General features: G+C 63.0%; 14 protein-coding genes and 1 pseudogene. 14 read left to right on the forward strand and 1 reads right to left on the reverse strand.

The genetic code is table 11. The features are described 5' to 3' along the window. Positions 1-396 precede the first annotated feature (396 nt). The 7 genes and pseudogenes from DMX11_RS25035 to DMX11_RS25065 all read left to right on the forward strand — a co-directional run. Positions 397-2,019, forward strand: coding sequence for a methyl-accepting chemotaxis protein (locus tag DMX11_RS25035; protein ID WP_110748244.1), 1,623 nt, complete (start codon positions 397-399; stop codon positions 2,017-2,019). Positions 2,020-2,024: 5 nt separating this feature from the next. Beyond that, positions 2,025-2,531 carry a chemotaxis protein CheW gene (locus tag DMX11_RS25040; RefSeq protein ID WP_110748247.1) on the forward strand — a complete coding sequence of 169 codons (507 nt, stop codon included), beginning with the start codon at positions 2,025-2,027 and terminating at the stop codon, positions 2,529-2,531. After that, positions 2,528-3,802: a protein-glutamate O-methyltransferase CheR gene (locus tag DMX11_RS25045; protein ID WP_110748250.1), complete on the forward strand. Its 1,275-nt coding sequence runs from the start codon at positions 2,528-2,530 to the stop codon at positions 3,800-3,802. The genes DMX11_RS25040 and DMX11_RS25045 overlap by 4 nt, the downstream gene beginning before the upstream one ends. After that, positions 3,799-4,464, forward strand: a complete 666-nt coding sequence (locus DMX11_RS25050) for a chemotaxis protein CheW (protein WP_110748253.1) — start codon at positions 3,799-3,801, stop codon at positions 4,462-4,464. Before DMX11_RS25045 ends, DMX11_RS25050 begins: the two co-directional genes overlap by 4 nt. Then, complete coding sequence (locus DMX11_RS25055) at positions 4,461-6,767, forward strand: hybrid sensor histidine kinase/response regulator (RefSeq protein ID WP_110748256.1); 2,307 nt, start codon at positions 4,461-4,463, stop codon at positions 6,765-6,767. The genes DMX11_RS25050 and DMX11_RS25055 overlap by 4 nt, the downstream gene beginning before the upstream one ends. After that, the gene (wspF, locus tag DMX11_RS25060; RefSeq protein WP_110748259.1) at positions 6,764-7,777 is read left to right on the forward strand and encodes a Wsp signal transduction system protein-glutamate methylesterase WspF; all 1,014 of its coding nucleotides are present in this window, start codon (positions 6,764-6,766) and stop codon (positions 7,775-7,777) included. The genes DMX11_RS25055 and wspF overlap by 4 nt, the downstream gene beginning before the upstream one ends. Positions 7,778-7,828: 51 nt before the next feature. Continuing rightward, a pseudogene (locus DMX11_RS25065) lies at positions 7,829-8,852 on the forward strand (diguanylate cyclase); the annotation flags it as partial. 61 nt (positions 8,853-8,913) lie between these two features. Here DMX11_RS25065 and DMX11_RS25070 read toward each other — a convergent pair. Further along, the gene (locus DMX11_RS25070; protein ID WP_110748265.1) at positions 8,914-9,345 is read right to left on the reverse strand and encodes a hypothetical protein; all 432 of its coding nucleotides are present in this window, start codon (positions 9,343-9,345) and stop codon (positions 8,914-8,916) included. Between the two features lie 305 nt (positions 9,346-9,650). Between DMX11_RS25070 and prfB the strand changes: the two genes are divergently transcribed. The 7 genes from prfB to DMX11_RS25105 all read left to right on the forward strand — a co-directional run bounded on the left by prfB (position 9,651) and on the right by DMX11_RS25105 (position 16,369). Continuing rightward, a protein-coding gene (prfB, locus tag DMX11_RS25075; protein WP_110748267.1) for a peptide chain release factor 2 occupies positions 9,651-10,746 on the forward strand; the annotation gives its coding sequence in 2 pieces (ribosomal slippage) (positions 9,651-9,722 and positions 9,724-10,746; 1,095 coding nt in all). A 93-nt stretch (positions 10,747-10,839) separates the two neighbouring features. Further along, on the forward strand, positions 10,840-12,342 hold the full coding sequence (gene lysS, locus DMX11_RS25080; RefSeq protein ID WP_110748270.1) for a lysine--tRNA ligase: 1,503 nt from the start codon (positions 10,840-10,842) through the stop codon (positions 12,340-12,342). Positions 12,343-12,534: 192 nt separating this feature from the next. After that, positions 12,535-13,239 carry a TetR/AcrR family transcriptional regulator gene (locus DMX11_RS25085; RefSeq protein ID WP_110748273.1) on the forward strand — a complete coding sequence of 235 codons (705 nt, stop codon included), beginning with the start codon at positions 12,535-12,537 and terminating at the stop codon, positions 13,237-13,239. A 28-nt stretch (positions 13,240-13,267) separates the two neighbouring features. Continuing rightward, positions 13,268-13,816, forward strand: coding sequence for a hypothetical protein (locus DMX11_RS25090; protein ID WP_110748276.1), 549 nt, complete (start codon positions 13,268-13,270; stop codon positions 13,814-13,816). Positions 13,817-13,873: 57 nt separating this feature from the next. Then, positions 13,874-15,151, forward strand: a complete 1,278-nt coding sequence (locus DMX11_RS25095) for a flavohemoglobin expression-modulating QEGLA motif protein (RefSeq protein WP_110748279.1) — start codon at positions 13,874-13,876, stop codon at positions 15,149-15,151. After that, positions 15,123-16,046, forward strand: a complete 924-nt coding sequence (locus tag DMX11_RS25100) for an alpha/beta hydrolase (RefSeq protein ID WP_110748282.1) — start codon at positions 15,123-15,125, stop codon at positions 16,044-16,046. The genes DMX11_RS25095 and DMX11_RS25100 overlap by 29 nt, the downstream gene beginning before the upstream one ends. Beyond that, entirely contained in the window at positions 16,043-16,369 is a 327-nt protein-coding gene (locus DMX11_RS25105; RefSeq protein ID WP_110748285.1) for a hypothetical protein, read from the forward strand. The genes DMX11_RS25100 and DMX11_RS25105 overlap by 4 nt, the downstream gene beginning before the upstream one ends. The last annotated feature ends 604 nt before the right edge of the window (positions 16,370-16,973 follow it).

Raw genomic sequence — 16,973 nt, forward strand, 5'->3', positions numbered from 1 at the left:
AAATACCTGACAGGTGCCTGGGCATGCATGCGTGGCGATGAGCCCTTTGATACGGCCAAGCTGTTCAGCGCTGAGCACCTCAAAAAAGCTTGACCTCCAACAGAGTATCTACGTTTGTTTCGGGCCAGTAACGCCTGTGACAGGCGCGCGCGACCGCCTGGTTTGTACGACGCGATATCGCGCCATGCACCAAGGCGTTCGCGCGCAAATCCCCCAGAAATAACTGGCCCGAAACAAACGTAGGAGCGAGCGCAGCTCGCGATGCGCCGCGCGGGCGGCGCTCGATCTCACCGGCGCTGCATATATTGCGTCATGCACTTCACCCGCAAAACCATACGACCTCTAGGCTATACTCCGGCGATTTTCCCGCTCGTTGTGAATTCCTGAGGGCTGAATGTGAAGAACTGGACCTTGCGCCAACGGATCCTGGCAAGTTTCGCCGTGATCATCGCCATCATGCTGTTGATGATCGTGGCCGCCTACTCGCGGTTGGTGGCCATCGAAAACGCCGAAGAGGCAGTGGGGACCGACAGCATTCCCGGGGTCTACTACAGCTCGATGATCCGCAGTGCCTGGGTCGACAGTTACGTCACCAGCCAGCAACTGGTTGGTCTCTCCAACCACCGGGAAATCACTTCGGCCGACATGGAGCTGTTCAAGAGCTTCGAGGACCGGCTGAAGCAACACATGGCCAGCTACCAGTCCACCATCCAGGACAATGATGACCAGGCCCGTTTCGACCAGTTCATTCAGCTGGAAGAAAACTATCTGAAGATCGTCAGCCAGGTGTTGGACGCCTACCGTCAGCACAACTACGACGAAGCGCAGCGGCTGATCTCCGAAGTGCTCACCCCGGCCTGGGTTGACGGTCGCAAGCACCTGAACGAGGTGATCGAGCACAACCGTGTGGCCGCCGACGCCGCCACCAACGAAATCGTGACCGCCGTGAGCACCGCCAAGGGCAGCATGGTGGTGTCGCTGCTGCTGGCGATCGTCGCTGCAGGTATCTGTGGGCTGCTGCTGATGCGCGCCATCACCGCGCCCATGCAGCGTATCGTGCATGCCCTGGACAAACTTCGCTCGGGTGACCTGAGCATGCGCCTGAGCCTGGACCGCAAGGACGAGTTCGGCGCTATCGAAAGTGGCTTCAACGAAATGGCCGAGGCCCTGGCCAACCTCGTGTCCCAGGCCCAGCGCTCGTCGGTGCAGGTGACCACGTCGGTGACCGAAATTGCCGCGACGTCCAAGCAGCAGCAGGCTACCGCTACCGAAACCGCCGCCACCACCACCGAGATCGGCGCTACCTCGCGGGAAATCGCCGCCACTTCGCGAGACCTGGTGCGCACCATGACCGAAGTCACCTCGGCCGCTGACCAGGCGTCCAGCCTGGCTGGCTCTGGGCAACAGGGGCTCGCGCGCATGGAAGAAACCATGCACCAGGTGATGGGCGCGGCCGACCTGGTCAACGCCAAGCTCGGCATCCTCAACGAGAAGGCCAGCAACATCACACAGATGGTGGTGACCATCGTCAAGGTCGCCGATCAGACCAACCTGCTGTCGCTCAACGCTGCCATCGAAGCGGAAAAGGCCGGCGAATACGGCCGTGGTTTTGCCGTGGTGGCCACTGAAGTGCGCCGCCTGGCCGACCAGACCGCCGTCGCCACCTATGACATCGAGCAGATGGTGCGCGAGATCCAGTCGGCGGTGTCGGCTGGGGTCATGGGCATGGACAAGTTCTCCGAAGAAGTACGCCGTGGCATGTTCGAGGTGCAGCAGGTGGGCGAGCAATTGAGCCAGATCATCCACCAGGTACAGGCCCTGGCGCCGCGTGTGCTGATGGTCAACGAAGGCATGCAGGCCCAGGCCACCGGTGCCGAGCAAATCAACCAGGCGTTGGCCCAGCTCAGCGATGCCAGCACCCAGACGGTGGAGTCGCTGCGCCAGGCCAGTTTTGCCATCGACGAGCTGAGCCAGGTGGCTGCAGGCCTGCGTGGCGGCGTGTCGCGCTTCAAAGTCTGACCACGATGAACGACATGCAACCGCACGCCACGCGGGCAGACAGTGCCAAAGGGGCGCTGTATCTGCAGTTTCGCATCAGGCAGCAGCGCTTTGCCCTGAGTGTGCACGAGGTGATCGAAGTGTTGCCGCGCCAGCCGCTCAAGCCGATTGCCCAGGCGCCAGCCTGGGTTGCCGGGATCCTGGCCCACCGTGGCCTGCTGGTACCGGTAATCGACCTTGCCGCGCTGAGCTTTGGCCTGCCAGCGGTGCAGCGCACCAGCACCCGGCTGGTGCTGGTGCACTACCGTGGTGGCCAGCAGCTTGGCCTGATCCTGGAGCAGGCCACCGAAACCCTGCGTTGCCACCCCGACGAGTTCCAGCCCTACGGCGTGGACACGGGCGAGGCGCCGTATCTGGGCCCGGTGCTGCAGGATGCCCAGGGCATGGTGCAGCGCATCGAGGTCAATGACTTGCTGCCCGACGCCGTGCACGATTTGCTGTACACGCAAGCGCCGACAGGGATGCCGACATGATCGAACAGCGTTTCTTCCGTTTTTTGCGCGAGCGCATAGGCCTGGATGTGGAATCGGTGGGCGCGCCAATGGTGGAGCGTGCACTGCGCCAGCGGAGCGTGGCCGTGGGCGCCACCGATCTGGACGACTATTGGTTGCGCCTGCAGCAGTCGAACGACGAGCAACAGGCTTTGATCGAGGCAGTGATCGTCCCGGAAACCTGGTTTTTCCGTTACCCAGAATCCTTTGGTGCCCTGGCCAGCCTGGCGCACAAACGCCTGGCCGAGCTGGCCGGGGCGCGCCCGTTGCGCCTGCTCAGCCTGCCATGCTCGACCGGTGAGGAGCCCTATTCACTGGCCATGGCCCTGCTCGACGCAGGCATGGCACCCGGTGCGTTTCTGATCGATGGCATCGACATCAGTCCCAGTTCGGTGGCCAAGGCCGGGCAGGCGATGTACGGGCGTAATGCCTTCCGTGGCAGCGACCTGGGGTTTCGCGAGCGCTACTTCGAAGCCCTCGACGACGGCCACCGCCTGCATGAGCGGGTGCAGCGGCAAGTCAGCCTGCAAGTGGGCAATGTGCTCGACCCGGGCTTGGCCAGCCGTGATGGCCTGTACGATTTCGTGTTCTGCCGCAACCTGTTGATCTATTTCGACGTGCCAACCCAGCAACGTGTGTTCGAAGTGCTCAAGCGCCTACTCCACCCGCAGGGCGTGCTGTTTATCGGGCCGGCCGAAGGCAGCTTGCTGTCACGCCTGGGCATGCGCTCGCTGGGGATCGCTCAGGCGTTTGCCTATGTGCGCCATGAAGGCGCCAGCAGCCCTGTGCCACCGCCGCCTGCGCCACCCGCCAGGCGCCCCCTGATGGCACCGGCCACACCGGTTTATCCGCCGGTCAGCTCGCCATTGCCGCGCCCGCTGCGTGTGTTGCCGGTGGCGGCCAAGCCAGTGTCGCCCCGTGAACACAACCATGAGGGCGCCAGCGAGTTGCTGGCCAGCATTGCCCGACTGGCCAACGCCGGCGCCAGTGAGCAGGCCCGGGCGGAATGCCAGCGCTACCTGAGTAAGCACGCCCCTTCGGCGCAGGTCTACTACTGGCTGGGTTTGCTCAGTGATACCGAAGGCGATGCGCAGCAGGCGCTAACCCACTATCGCAAGGCCCTGTACCTGGAACCACAGCACCCCGAGGCCCTGGTGCATCTGGCAGCCCTGTTGGCGGCGCAAGGCGACCTGGTCGGTGCCCGGCGCCTGCAGGAACGGGCGGCGCGGGCTGGCCGGGAGTCTGAACGATGAACGGTGAATCGGCGATGCAGCTGCTGGCTGAGCATGACGCGCCTATCGACGACTGCTGGAACCGTATTGGCGTGCACGGCGACAAGCAGTGCCCGCTGCTGGAACGGCATGTTCATTGCCGCAACTGCGAGGTCTACGCCGCCGCGGCCACACGGCTGCTGGACCGCTATGCACTGACCCAGGACCACCAGGCTGCAGCAGCGCCGGTGGTCGAGGAAAACATCGGCCGTTCGATGCTGCTGTTCCGCCTGGGCGAAGAATGGCTGGCGCTGGCTACCGCCTGCCTGGCCGAAATCGCCCCGTTGCAGGCCGTGCATTCGTTGCCACACCAGCGTTCGCGATTGTTGCAGGGGGTCGTCAACGTGCGTGGTGCGCTGGTGCCGTGCCTGTCGCTGGCTGACTTGCTGGGCGTGCAGGCTACTGCCGTCGAGCAGCGCAGCGGCCGGGCAATGCCGCGCATGCTGATCCTGGCCGCCGAAGGTGGGCCAGTGGTCATGGCCGTCGAGGAAGTCGACGGCATCCACCGCCTCGATCCGTTGCTGTCGGGCAGCGGCCAGGATGCCACGCGCTTCACCGCCGCCGTTCTGCAGTGGCGCGGCCGCAGCGTTCGGGTACTGGACGATCAACACTTAATGTCTGAAGTGCAGCGGAGCCTGTCATGACCCCAGAGCAAATGCGCGACGCATCGTTGCTCGAACTGTTCAGCCTGGAGGCCGAAGCGCAAACCCAGGTACTCAGCGCCGGCCTGATGGCACTGGAACGCAACCCTACTCAGGCTGACCAACTTGAGGCCTGCATGCGCGCGGCGCATTCACTGAAGGGTGCGGCCCGCATCGTCGGGGTGGATGCCGGGGTAAGTGTCGCCCACGTCATGGAAGATTGCCTGGTGGCCGCTCAGGAGGGCCGCCTGCGGCTGAGCGCCGAACATATCGACGCGCTGTTGCAGGGTACCGACCTGCTGATGCGCATCGCCACGCCCGGTGACGCCGTGGCGCAAGCGACCTTGCCGGTGTTCCTGGCACAAATGGCCAGCCTCCTCGACCCGGGGGCAGCGGCCATGCCCATGGTGCCGCCGGTTTTACCTGCCGTACTGGCAGAGCCGCCGCAGGCAAGCCGGCCGGCGGAGCCGCTGGTGTTGCCTGCAGAGCCGCCGGAGCCTGAGCCAGACCCCGAACCGACGCTGCGGCGCAAGGCGGGCAAACGCGCGGGCGAGGGTGGCGAGCGCGTGCTGCGGGTGACCGCCGATCGCCTTAACAGCCTGCTCGACTTGTCCAGCAAGTCGTTGGTGGAAACCCAGCGGCTGAAGCCTTACCTGTCTACCCTGCAGCGCCTCAAGCGGATGCACGGCCAGGGCATGCAGGCGCTCGACGGCTTGCGCATGCAGCTGGAAGACAGCGGCCAGAGCAGCGAAGTGCTTGAAGCCCTGGCCCAAACTCAGCGCCTGCTGGCAGAAACCCAGCAGATCCTGCAGCAACAGGCCGCCGACCTCGATGAATTCGGCTGGCAGGCCAGCCAGCGCGCGCAGTTGCTGTATGACACCGCCTTGGCCTGCCGGATGCGGCCTTTTGCCGACGTGCTGACCGGGCAGAGTCGCATGGTTCGTGACCTTGGCCGCTCGCTGGGCAAACCGGTGCGGCTGGTGGTGGAAGGGGACAAGACGCAAGTTGACCGCGATGTGCTGGAAAAGCTTGAAGCACCGTTGACCCACCTGTTGCGCAATGCTGTCGACCACGGCATCGAACTGCCGGAACGACGCCTGCTGGCGGGCAAGCCGGATGAGGGGGTGATCCGCCTTCGTGCTTCGCACCAGGCTGGCATGCTCAGCCTGGAGCTGGTCGATGATGGCGCTGGCATAGACCTCGAGCGCCTGCGCAGCAGCATCGTCGAGCGCGCCTTGTCCCCTGCCGATACCGTGGCGCGCATGAGCGAGGCGGAACTGCTGACGTTCCTGTTCCTGCCTGGCTTCAGCCTGCGTGACAAGGTCACCGAAGTGTCCGGGCGCGGCGTCGGCCTGGATGCCGTGCAGCATATGATTCGCGAGCTGCGCGGCTCGATCGAACTGACCCAGGTGGCCGGGCAGGGTTGCCGCTTCCATCTGCAGGTGCCGCTGACCCTGTCGGTGGTCCGCAGCCTGGTGGTCGAAGTGGGCGGTGAGGCCTACGCCTTCCCGTTGGCCCATATCGAGCGCACGCTGGAAGTGACTGCCGAGCAGGTCGTGCAGATCGAAGGGCGCCAGCACTTCTGGCACGAGGGCCGGCATATCGGCCTGGTGGCGGCCAGTCAGTTGCTCAACCGCCCGGCCGGGCAAAGCGACCAAGCCAGCCTGCGGGTGGTGGTGATCCGTGAGCGCGAGCAGTTGTATGGCGTGGCGGTGGAGCGGCTGGTGGGCGAACGGGTGCTGGTGGTGATGCCGCTCGACCCGCGGCTGGGCAAGGTGCAGGACATTTCTTCAGGGGCCCTGCTCGATGATGGCTCAGTGGTACTGATCGTCGATGTCGAGGACTTGCTGCGCTCGGTGGAAAAACTCCTCAGCACTGGCAGCCTGGAGCGCGTCGAGCGCGGCAGCAGCGCCGCCCGCGGTTTGGCCCGCAAGCGCATTCTGGTGGTCGACGATTCGCTGACCGTGCGCGAACTGCAGCGCAAGCTGCTGGGCCACCGTGGCTACGATGTGGCCGTCGCGGTGGATGGCATGGACGGCTGGAACGCCTTGCGTAGCGAAGACTTCGACCTGCTGATCACAGACATCGACATGCCGCGCATGGACGGCATCGAGCTGGTCACGCTGGTGCGCCGCGACCAGCGCTTGCAATCGCTGCCAGTGATGGTGGTGTCCTACAAGGACCGTGAGGAAGACCGACGGCGTGGCCTGGATGCGGGTGCCGACTACTATTTGGCGAAAGCCAGCTTCCACGATGATGCGTTGCTGGATGCGGTAGTCGAACTGATCGGAGGTGCTCAAGGATGAAGATCGCCATCGTCAATGACATGCCCATGGCCGTCGAGGCGCTTCGCCGGGCGGTTGCCTTCGAGCCCGCACACCAGGTGGTGTGGGTGGCCAGCAATGGCCAGGAGGCGGTGCAGCGCTGCGCCGAGCAGCTTCCAGACCTGATCCTGATGGACCTGATCATGCCGGTGATGGACGGCGTCGAGGCGACCCGGCGGATCATGGCCGAAACCCCGTGTGCCATCGTCATTGTCACGGTCGACCGCAAGCAGAACGTGCACCGGGTCTTCGAGGCCATGGGCCATGGCGCGCTCGATGTGGTCGACACCCCGGCGCTGGGGGCAGGTGACGCCCGCGAAGCGGCAGCGCCACTGCTGCGCAAAATCCTCAATATCGGCTGGCTGGTCGGCCAGCAGCGGGTGCCGGCAGCACGGCCGGTGGCTGCGCCGCTGCGTGAGGCGTCGCAGCGCCGAGGGCTGGTGGCGATCGGTTCTTCGGCCGGTGGCCCAGCAGCCCTCGAAGTGTTGCTCAAGGGCCTGCCGGCGGCGTTTCCGGCGGCCATCGTGCTGGTCCAGCATGTTGACCAGGTATTTGCCGCGGGCATGGCCGAATGGCTCAGCAGTGCCGCCGGCCTGCCGGTGCGCCTGGCCTGTGAAGGCGAGCCGCCGCAGCCAGGCCAGGTATTGCTGGCCGGAACGAATCACCACATCCGTCTGCTACAGAACGGCCAACTGGCCTACACTGCCGAGCCTGTGAATGAAATCTACCGGCCCTCGATCGATGTGTTCTTCGAGAGTGTGGCGCGCTACTGGGGCGGTGATGCGGTGGGGGTCTTGCTCACCGGCATGGGCCGCGACGGTGCCCAAGGCCTGAAGCTGATGCGTCAGCGAGGCTTTCTGACCATTGCCCAGGACCAGGCCAGCAGCGCGGTGTATGGCATGCCCAAGGCGGCTGCAGCCATCGACGCTGCAGTTGAGATTCGCCCGCTGGAACGGATAGCCAGCCGCTTGATGGAAATTTTCGGAAAATGACGACAGGTATTGAATCACGCCGCCAAGCCGGTAGTGATCAGGTGAACAGGTATGAGTGATTTACCGATCGAAGGTTTCGCGACCACCAACGAGAATTCGGCGATGGTGCTGCTGGTTGACGATCAGGCCATGATCGGCGAGGCGGTGCGGCGCGGCTTGGCCAATGAAGACAACATCGATTTCCACTTCTGTGCCGACCCCCACCAGGCCGTGGCCCAGGCCATGCGCATCAAGCCCACGGTCATTCTTCAGGACTTGATCATGCCTGGCCTGGACGGCTTGACCCTGGTGCGCGAGTACCGTAACAACCCGGCCACCCAGGACATCCCGATCATCGTTCTGTCGACCAAGGAAGACCCGCTGGTCAAGAGCGCGGCGTTTGCCGCGGGGGCAAATGATTACCTGGTCAAATTGCCGGACACCATCGAGCTGGTGGCGCGAATTCGCTACCACTCACGGTCCTACCTGACGCTGCTGCAACGTGACGAAGCCTACCGTGCGCTGCGCGTCAGCCAGCAGCAGCTGCTTGATTCCAACCTGATGCTGCAGCGGCTGATGAACTCCGATGGCCTGACCGGGCTGTCCAACCGTCGCCACTTTGACGAGTACCTGGAGCTGGAGTGGCGCCGGGCCATGCGTGAACAGCAGCAGTTGTCGCTGCTGATGATCGATGTCGATTATTTCAAAGCCTACAACGACAGCTTTGGCCACCTGGCGGGCGACGAGGCCCTGCGCCAGGTCGCCGAGGCTATTCGTGGCTCCTGCTCGCGCCCAACCGACCTGCCGGCGCGCTACGGTGGCGAAGAGTTCGCCCTGGTGCTACCCAACACCTCGCCAGGCGGGGCACGGCTGGTGGCCGAGAAGCTTCGCCAGACCGTGCTGGGCCTGGGCATCCCGCATTCCGCACCGGTGGCCGACTCGTGCCTGACGGTGAGTATCGGCCTGGCGACCCAGACTCCGACCATCGGCAGCCATTGCCGGCAGCTGATTTCGGCGGCGGACAAGGGGCTGTATCTGGCCAAGAACAGCGGCCGGAACCAAGTGGGTGTTGCTTGAGGGGCGAATACCGCCAGCGCGCACTGTTCAGAATGTCGACGCGGATGGCTGGCGGTATAGATACCCTTTTTTTATAACGTTCACTCCACGATTTCTATGTACCTTGTAGGGCCGTGAAAGATAACCATGTCGCCATTCTTGTAGACAAGCTGGTAGGCGACCTTGCACGGATAAATGGACTTGATCTTGAGCGTATCGTCATCGGCGTAGCAATCATAGGTGACCAATTCCTGGTCAACGCTATGTTTTATGCGGTTGGTGGAGCTCGCGAAGATGAACTCCGTCCTGACTTGCTCCAGGCTTTCCTGGGACCCACCCTCGACGCCAGGGAAGAGAATATTCATCTCGAATTTGTATTTTGTAGGGGAGCCGCTTGGGTTGGTTATGGCTTTAAGGCTGAGCGAGCCGTTTCTTTCTTTCGGGATGGTCAGGGTGCCGAACTCGCCTTTAAGTCTCCATTCGGTATCTGTGGCTGATCTAGGGTAGATTTCGATGATTTTGGTGGTATTCATTTTGGCCTCGCTTGGGTGGGATTGCAGGTCGGCATTACGAGGTAAGAGTTGAATAGCCGCCGCTGATGCGTGCAACTGGCAGAAATGCCAGTTCCGACAGGGAGCGCGCATGCAAAACGCCTGAAATTCATCGGTCCAACTATTGCCAGTCAGCACATTTCTGGCGCTCGTCTGCGATTGTGATTTTCGCCGTGATCGGCATGCTCCAAGCCTGTGGGGTTTCCCTGCCGGGCGGGCCTGCCGCCGCGCCTCCGACTGCGTTATACTCGCGGGCTTTTCACCGAATTCGCGCGAGTAGGCAACCCATGGAAATCCAACCGATCCTGAACACCATCAAGGACCTCACCGAACGTTCCCAGTCAATTCGGGGGTATCTTTGACTACGATCACAAGCATGACCGCCTGATCGAAGTCAACCGCGAGCTGGAAGACCCCAACGTCTGGAACAAGCCCGAGTACGCCCAGGCACTGGGTCGCGAGCGCGCCATGCTGGCACAGGTCGTCGAGACCCTCGACAAGCTGTCCAACGGCCTGGGCGACTGCCAGGACCTGCTCGACATGGCCGTCGAGGAAAATGACGAAAGTGCCGTCGGCGACGTCGTGACCGAGCTGGAAGGCCTGGAAGAAAACCTGGCCCAGCTTGAGTTCCGTCGCATGTTCAGCGGCGAGATGGACATGAACAACGCCTACCTGGATATCCAGGCAGGCTCCGGTGGTACCGAAGCGCAGGACTGGGCCAATATCCTGCTGCGCATGTACCTGCGCTGGGCCGACAAGCGTGGTTTCGACGCCACCATCATCGAGCTTTCCGAAGGCGAAGTGGCGGGTATCAAAGGTGCCACCGTGCACATCAAGGGTGAATACGCCTTTGGCTGGCTGCGCACCGAAATCGGCGTGCACCGCCTGGTGCGCAAAAGCCCGTTCGACTCCGGCGCCCGCCGCCACACGTCGTTCTCGGCGGTGTTCGTCTCGCCCGAGATCGACGACAAGGTCGAAATCGAGATCAACCCGTCCGACCTGCGCATCGACACCTACCGTTCCTCCGGTGCCGGTGGCCAGCACGTGAACACCACCGACTCGGCAGTACGTATCACTCACGTACCGACCAACACCGTGGTGGCTTGCCAGAACGAACGCTCCCAGCACGCCAACAAGGACACCGCCATGAAAATGCTGCGGGCCAAGTTGTACGAGCTGGAAATGCAGAAGCGCAACGCCGCTTCCCAAGCGCTTGAAGACAGCAAGTCGGACATCGGCTGGGGCCACCAGATTCGCTCCTACGTGCTGGATGACTCGCGCATCAAGGACCTGCGTACCGGCGTCGAACGCAGCGACTGCCAGAAGGTCCTCGATGGCGACCTTGACCAGTACCTGGAAGCGAGCCTCAAGCAGGGCCTGTAAGACGCACACCCATGCCGCGCTACCTGGCCAGCCGCCGGTAGCGCGTGCCCTGCCCGGACCGGGCAACGAATACCTGATGGAAAGAATGACGACATGAGCGACCTGAAGACCGAATCGCAAGACCTGCAACAGGAAGAAAACGCCCTGATCGCCCTGCGCAAGGAAAAACTTGCCGCCGAGCGTGCCAAAGGCAATGCCTTCCCCAACGACTTCCGTCGCGACAGCTACTGCAACGACCTGCAGAAGCAATACGCGGACAAGACCAAGGAAGAGCTGGAAGCAGCCGCGATCCCGGTCAAGGTAGCCGGCCGCATCATGCTCAACCGTGGCTCGTTCATGGTTATCCAGGACATGACTGGCCGTATTCAGGTCTACGTCAACCGCAAGACCCTGCCGGAAGAAACCCTGGCTGCGGTCAAGACCTGGGACCTGGGCGACATCATCAGCGCCGAAGGCACCCTGGCCCGCTCCGGCAAGGGCGACCTGTACGTTGAAATGACCAACGTACGCCTGCTGACCAAGTCGCTGCGCCCGCTGCCCGACAAGCACCACGGCCTGACCGACACCGAGCAGCGCTACCGCCAGCGTTACGTCGACCTGATGGTCAACGAAGAAACCCGCCACACCTTCCGTGTGCGTTCGCAGGTGATCTCGCACATTCGCAAGTTCCTCATCGAGCGCGACTTCCTTGAAGTCGAAACGCCGATGCTGCAGACCATCCCGGGCGGTGCGGCAGCCAAGCCGTTCGAAACCCACCACAACGCCCTGGACATGGCCATGTTCCTGCGTATCGCGCCGGAGCTGTACCTCAAGCGCCTGGTCGTGGGTGGCTTCGAAAAAGTGTTCGAGATCAACCGTAACTTCCGCAACGAAGGCGTTTCGACTCGTCACAACCCTGAATTCACCATGCTCGAGTTCTACCAGGCCTACGCCGACTACCGCGACAACATGGACCTCACCGAGGAACTGTTCCGCGAGCTGGCCCAGCTTGTACTGGGGTCTACCGACGTGCCGTACGGCGACAAGGTCTTCCACTTCGGCGAGCCGTTCGTACGCCTCTCGGTGTTCGACTCGATCCTGAAGTACAACCCGGAGCTGACCGCTGCCGATCTGCAAGATGTCGATCGCGCCCGCGACATCGCCAAAAAGGCCGGTGCCAAGGTGCTGGGCCACGAAGGCCTGGGCAAGCTGCAGGTCATGATTTTCGAAGAGCTGGTCGAGCACAAACTGGAGCAGCCGCACTTCATCACCGAGTACCCGTTCGAAGTGTCGCCGCTGGCCCGTCGCAACGATGACAACCCGGCTGTTACCGACCGTTTCGAGCTTTTCATCGGTGGCCGCGAAATCGCCAACGCCTACTCCGAGCTCAACGATGCCGAAGACCAGGCCGAGCGCTTCCTGGCCCAGGTGGCCGAGAAGGACGCGGGTGACGACGAAGCCATGCACTACGACGCCGACTTCGTTCGTGCGCTGGAGTACGGCATGCCGCCGACCGCCGGTGAAGGGATCGGCATCGACCGCCTGGTGATGCTGCTGACCAACTCGCCGTCGATCCGCGACGTGATTCTGTTCCCGCACATGCGTCCGCAGGGCTGAAGACATTGAACGAGCCGCCTTTCGAGGCGGCTTTTTCTTGCCCTAAGCTTTATGTTGCCTGTACCGGCCTCTTCCCGGGCACGCCCACTCCCACACCTGAATGTTGCGGGGTCCCTGTGGGGGCGTGTGTGCCCGCGAAGAAGCCGGCACTGATGAAACACTGCCCATGAGGTATCCCCCGTGACACCCGCCATGCCTGACCAAGGCGCCGCCGGCATTGCCACCGCCGTCGCCGAAAGCGTGCAATACCAAGGCCGCAAGACTGCCCGCCAAGGCAGCGAACAGCGTCGCCAGCTGATTCTCGACGCCGCCATGCGAATTGTCGTGCGCGATGGCGTCCGCGGTGTGCGCCACCGTGCGGTGGCCGCCGAGGCCGGTGTGCCATTGTCGGCCACCACCTACTACTTCAAGGACATCGAAGACCTGCTCACCGACACCTTCGCCCAGTACGTCGAGCGCAGTGCTGCCTACATGGCCAAACTGTGGGCCAATACCGAGGTGGTGTTGCGCCAACTGCTCGCTCAGGGTGATGGCAGCCCGCAGGCGCGTGCGCGGCTGGCGGACGAAGTGGCGCGGATGACCGCCGACTACGTTCAGCGCCAGTTGCTCAACCGCCGTGATTTCCTCATGGCCGAGCAGGCCTTCCGCCAGGAGGCACTGCTGTGCCCGCGCCTGGCCGAGCTGGTGTGCGCCCATGAGCAGATCCTGCTGCACGGCACACGGCAATTGCTGCAGGTGGTGGGCTCGCGGCAACCGGAACAGGACGCCCAAATGTTGACGGCGATTATCGAGCAGATGGAATATCAGGGCCTGCTCAAGGATGCCAGTGCGCAAGCCGATGGGCAGATGCTCGCTATGCTTACCCGATACCTGCAACTGGTGCTGGCATCGGCTTGAGCGAGACCGACTTTACTAGGAGAACCTGATGAAAGCCTGGCGTGTGGTGTTGTTGACTTTGTCATTCCTGCTGCTGGGCGGTTGTCTGGTGACTTTCCATGAGCCCTTGCCGAGCAACCAGGCGGCGCCCAAGGCCTTGCTTGGCAAGTGGAGCAGCAAGGACGCCTGGGGCGAGCCGCTGAAACTGACCATCAGCCGCAGTGGCGGCGATGCCTACAAGGCGGTCGCCACGGCCAAGGGCAAGGCCCCTGAAGAATACGTGTTCACCGTGTCGCGCCACGGCAACCGCTGGTACCTGTCGGCGGGTGTGCCAAAACGCCTGGGCGGCAATTTCCTGATTGGCGGCTTCGATATCGTCGATGGCAAGGAACTGGTGGTGTACAACCTGGATGTCGAGCAGGTACAGCAGGCAGTGGACAAGAAGGAACTGAACGGGCGCAGCACCGAGGTGCCGGAAGACAACGGCGACGGCGTGCTGATCGACAGCCCGGCGGCGCGGGTATTGGCCTACCTGGACGACCCGGCCAACTCCGACCTCTTCGTCGAAGTAGCGCGGTTCCAGCGTTCCGGCAAATGACCGTGCTGACGTCTTCGCGGGCAAGCACAGGTTTCGTGTACTAGAAAGGAGTCCCCGGTGGACGAATACCAGCAAACCATCCGTGCCCTGTCCGACCGCATCGTTGCGGCACAGACCCCGATCCGGGTGCTGGACGCGGTGAAGTGGGACGACAATATCCGCCAGGGCTTTCTCAATGCCAAGGGCAAGGAACCGCCTGCCGTCGATCGCGACTACTACCAGTCGCGTCCACTGTCGTTCGACTCCAGTGCGGTGAAGGCCGAGTTTCAAGGCATCGAGCGCGATATCATCCGCCAGCTCGGCCAGTTCAACCCGGTCGGGCAGATCATGAAGCGCATGTGCCGCGAATACCGCATGGTGGTGCGCATGCTCGAAGCGCGCGGCACCGAAGACTTCGGTCTGATCTCTCAGGAGCTGTATGGCGCTGCCTCCGATGCCTTCCATGCCGGTGACCCGACCCTGGCCGACCTCGGCCTCATGTTGTCGGACTATCTGAACAATATCGATGGCCGTGGCGACCTCAAGGACGAGCCGAAGAACCTTACCGCCAAGGAGGCCGTGGACATCCTTCAGCGGCGCCTGAACAAGGTGTTCGGCGAAGCCGAGGGGACCATTCGCGTATTCGAGTCCGATGGCATCGTCGCCGACGCTGCGGCCGGGGCCGACTACATCAAGGTGCGTGCTGACGCCATGTTCAACGCCCGCGACGTGCGCGCCCTGGAGGTGCACGAAGGGTTGGTGCACGTTGGCACCACACTCAACGGCCTGAACCAGCCGATCTGTACCTTTCTGGCCAAGGGCCCGCCCTCGTCGACGGTGACCCAGGAAGGCCTGGCGATCCTCATGGAAGTGATAGCCTTTGCCTCCTACCCCAGCCGCCTGCGCAAGCTCACCAATCGCACCCGTGCCATCCATATGGTCGAGGAGGGCGCAGACTTCATGCAGGTCTACGGCTTTTTCCGCGAGCAGGGCTTTGAAATGGCCCAGAGCTACAGCAACGCCAGCCGGGTGTTTCGCGGTTCGGTGCCCAACGGGCTGCCATTCACCAAGGACTTGTCCTACCTCAAGGGCTTCATCATGGTTTACAACTACATTCAGTTGGCCGTGAAGAAGGGTAAGCTGGAGCAGATCCCGCTGCTGTTCTGTGGCAAAACTACCCTGGAAGACATGCGCACCCTGCGCCAACTGGTCGAGGAAGGGCTGGTCGAGCCGCCCAAGTACCTGCCCGAGCAGTTCCGCGACCTCAACGCGCTGTCGGCCTGGATGTGCTTCTCCAACTTCCTCAACCACCTGAGCCTGGATCGCATTGAAGCCGACTACGCGAACATTCTCTGAGTACTGCCGCCTGCTGGCCGTGAGCATGCTGCTGCTGGACCTGGGCGGCTGCAGCAGCCTGCTGTTCTACCCCGAGCCTGGCCAAGCCTTCACCCCCGAGCGGGCCCGGCTGGAATACCGTGATCTGACCCTGACCACTGCAGATGGCGTTCGCCTGCATGGCTGGTGGTTGCCGGCCAAGGCGGGTGTCGAGGTCAAGGGCACGGTGCTGCACCTGCACGGCAACGGCGGCAACCTCCCTGGGCATCTGGGCGGCAGCTACTGGCTGCCGGAGCAGGGCTACCAGGTGTTGATGATCGATTATCGTGGCTATGGCTTGTCCGAGGGGCAGCCGAGCCTGCCGGATGTCTACGAGGACATCGCCACGGCTATCGCCTGGCTCGACCAGGCACCCGAAGTCAAGGGTAAGCCGCTGGTGCTGCTGGGGCAGAGCCTGGGCGGCGCCATGGCCATTCATTACCTGGCTGCCCACCCCGAGCAGCGCCAGCGCTTCAGTGCGCTGGTGTTCGATGGCGTGCCGGCCAGCTACCGAGCGGTGGGGCGTTATGCGCTCAGCACCTCGTGGATGACCTGGCCGTTGCAGGTGCCGCTGTCGTGGCTGGTGCCGGACGGTGACAGCGCGATCCGCTCGATCGAGCAACTGAGCAGTCCGCCCAAGTTGTTTTTCCACAGCATCGACGACAACCTGGTGCCGCTGGACAATGGCATCCGCCTGTACCAGCACGCGCCACCGCCGCGGGTGCTGCAACTGACCCGGGGCGGCCACGTGCAGACCTTCGCCGACCCTACGTGGCGCCAGGTGATGTTGCGTTTCCTCGACGACCCCAGCCATTTCAACGGCCTGCGGCGGCTTGCCGAAGTGCCCAATTTCCCAGACGAGAAGAACAAGCAATGAGTGAAGAGCGCAACGCCATCCCGCTGATTTTGACCGGGGTTGGCAGCATCATCGTGACGGTGGGGGCCTTGTGGTACTACGGTTACCTGCATTTTGCCAAGCCCGAAGATGCCCTGTTGCTGCAGGATTTCACCATGCTCAAGACTATCCCGGGCGAGGATTACAAGGTTTCGCTCGACCCCGCGCCACAGGTGGCTCAGTGTATGGATGGCGTGCTGGTGCTGTTCGACACCCAGCAAAAGGGCCTGACCGGCGTGCTGGTGGACAACCGCAAGCGTGCAGTGCGTTGCATGGGCGAGGAAACACCGCAGCGGGTGCAGTGAGTGTTTGGCTGTGTTCGGCGCAGCATTTTTGGCGCCCTCGAGATCGAGCGCCGCCCGCGCGGCGCATCGCGAGCTGCGCTCGCTCCTACATTTGTTTCGGGCCAGTCACGCCTGTGACAGGCGCGCGCGACCGCCTTGTTTGTACGACGCGATATCGCGCCATGCACCAAGGCGTTCGCGCGCAAATCCCCCAGGAATAACTGGCCCGAAACAACCGTAGGAGCGAGCGCAGCTCGCGATGCGCCGCGCGGGCGGCGCTCGGTCTCACAGGCGACGCACCTCTACCGCCGTACCCTTACGAAGCCACACCGCATGGCATGAGGTTGCGCAATGGCCGGGTGTGTTTGGCGTGGGTTTTAGGGTGTGGCAGAAATCGAGCGCCGCCCGCGCGGCGCATCGCGAGCTGCGCTCGCTCCTACATTTGTTTCGGGCCAGTCACGCCTGTGACAGGCGCGCGCGACCGCCTCGTTTGTACGACGATCGTGTCCCGGGAAGTGGTGTAACTGAACCAGCCGAAGGCGCCCTGCAGGCGAAAGAGGATGGTCATCGTGGTTCTTGGCTAACGTTGAGTTTGCGAAGACCAAACACTCACCAGAGAAACCAC

Origin of the sequence: Pseudomonas sp. LB-090624, from assembly GCF_003205205.1 — a bacterium.
Taxonomy (GTDB): Bacteria; Pseudomonadota; Gammaproteobacteria; order Pseudomonadales; family Pseudomonadaceae; genus Aquipseudomonas.

Coding starts and splice junctions, on each gene's coding strand:
- DMX11_RS25040 (WP_110748247.1), top strand. CDS start 2,025: ATGAACGACATGCAACCGCACGCCACGCGGGCAGACAGTGCCAAAGGG.
- DMX11_RS25045 (WP_110748250.1), top strand. CDS start 2,528: ATGATCGAACAGCGTTTCTTCCGTTTTTTGCGCGAGCGCATAGGCCTG.
- DMX11_RS25050 (WP_110748253.1), top strand. CDS start 3,799: ATGAACGGTGAATCGGCGATGCAGCTGCTGGCTGAGCATGACGCGCCT.
- DMX11_RS25055 (WP_110748256.1), top strand. CDS start 4,461: ATGACCCCAGAGCAAATGCGCGACGCATCGTTGCTCGAACTGTTCAGC.
- wspF (WP_110748259.1), top strand. CDS start 6,764: ATGAAGATCGCCATCGTCAATGACATGCCCATGGCCGTCGAGGCGCTT.
- DMX11_RS25070 (WP_110748265.1), bottom strand. CDS start 9,345: ATGAATACCACCAAAATCATCGAAATCTACCCTAGATCAGCCACAGAT.
- lysS (WP_110748270.1), top strand. CDS start 10,840: ATGAGCGACCTGAAGACCGAATCGCAAGACCTGCAACAGGAAGAAAAC.
- DMX11_RS25085 (WP_110748273.1), top strand. CDS start 12,535: ATGCCTGACCAAGGCGCCGCCGGCATTGCCACCGCCGTCGCCGAAAGC.
- DMX11_RS25090 (WP_110748276.1), top strand. CDS start 13,268: ATGAAAGCCTGGCGTGTGGTGTTGTTGACTTTGTCATTCCTGCTGCTG.
- DMX11_RS25105 (WP_110748285.1), top strand. CDS start 16,043: ATGAGTGAAGAGCGCAACGCCATCCCGCTGATTTTGACCGGGGTTGGC.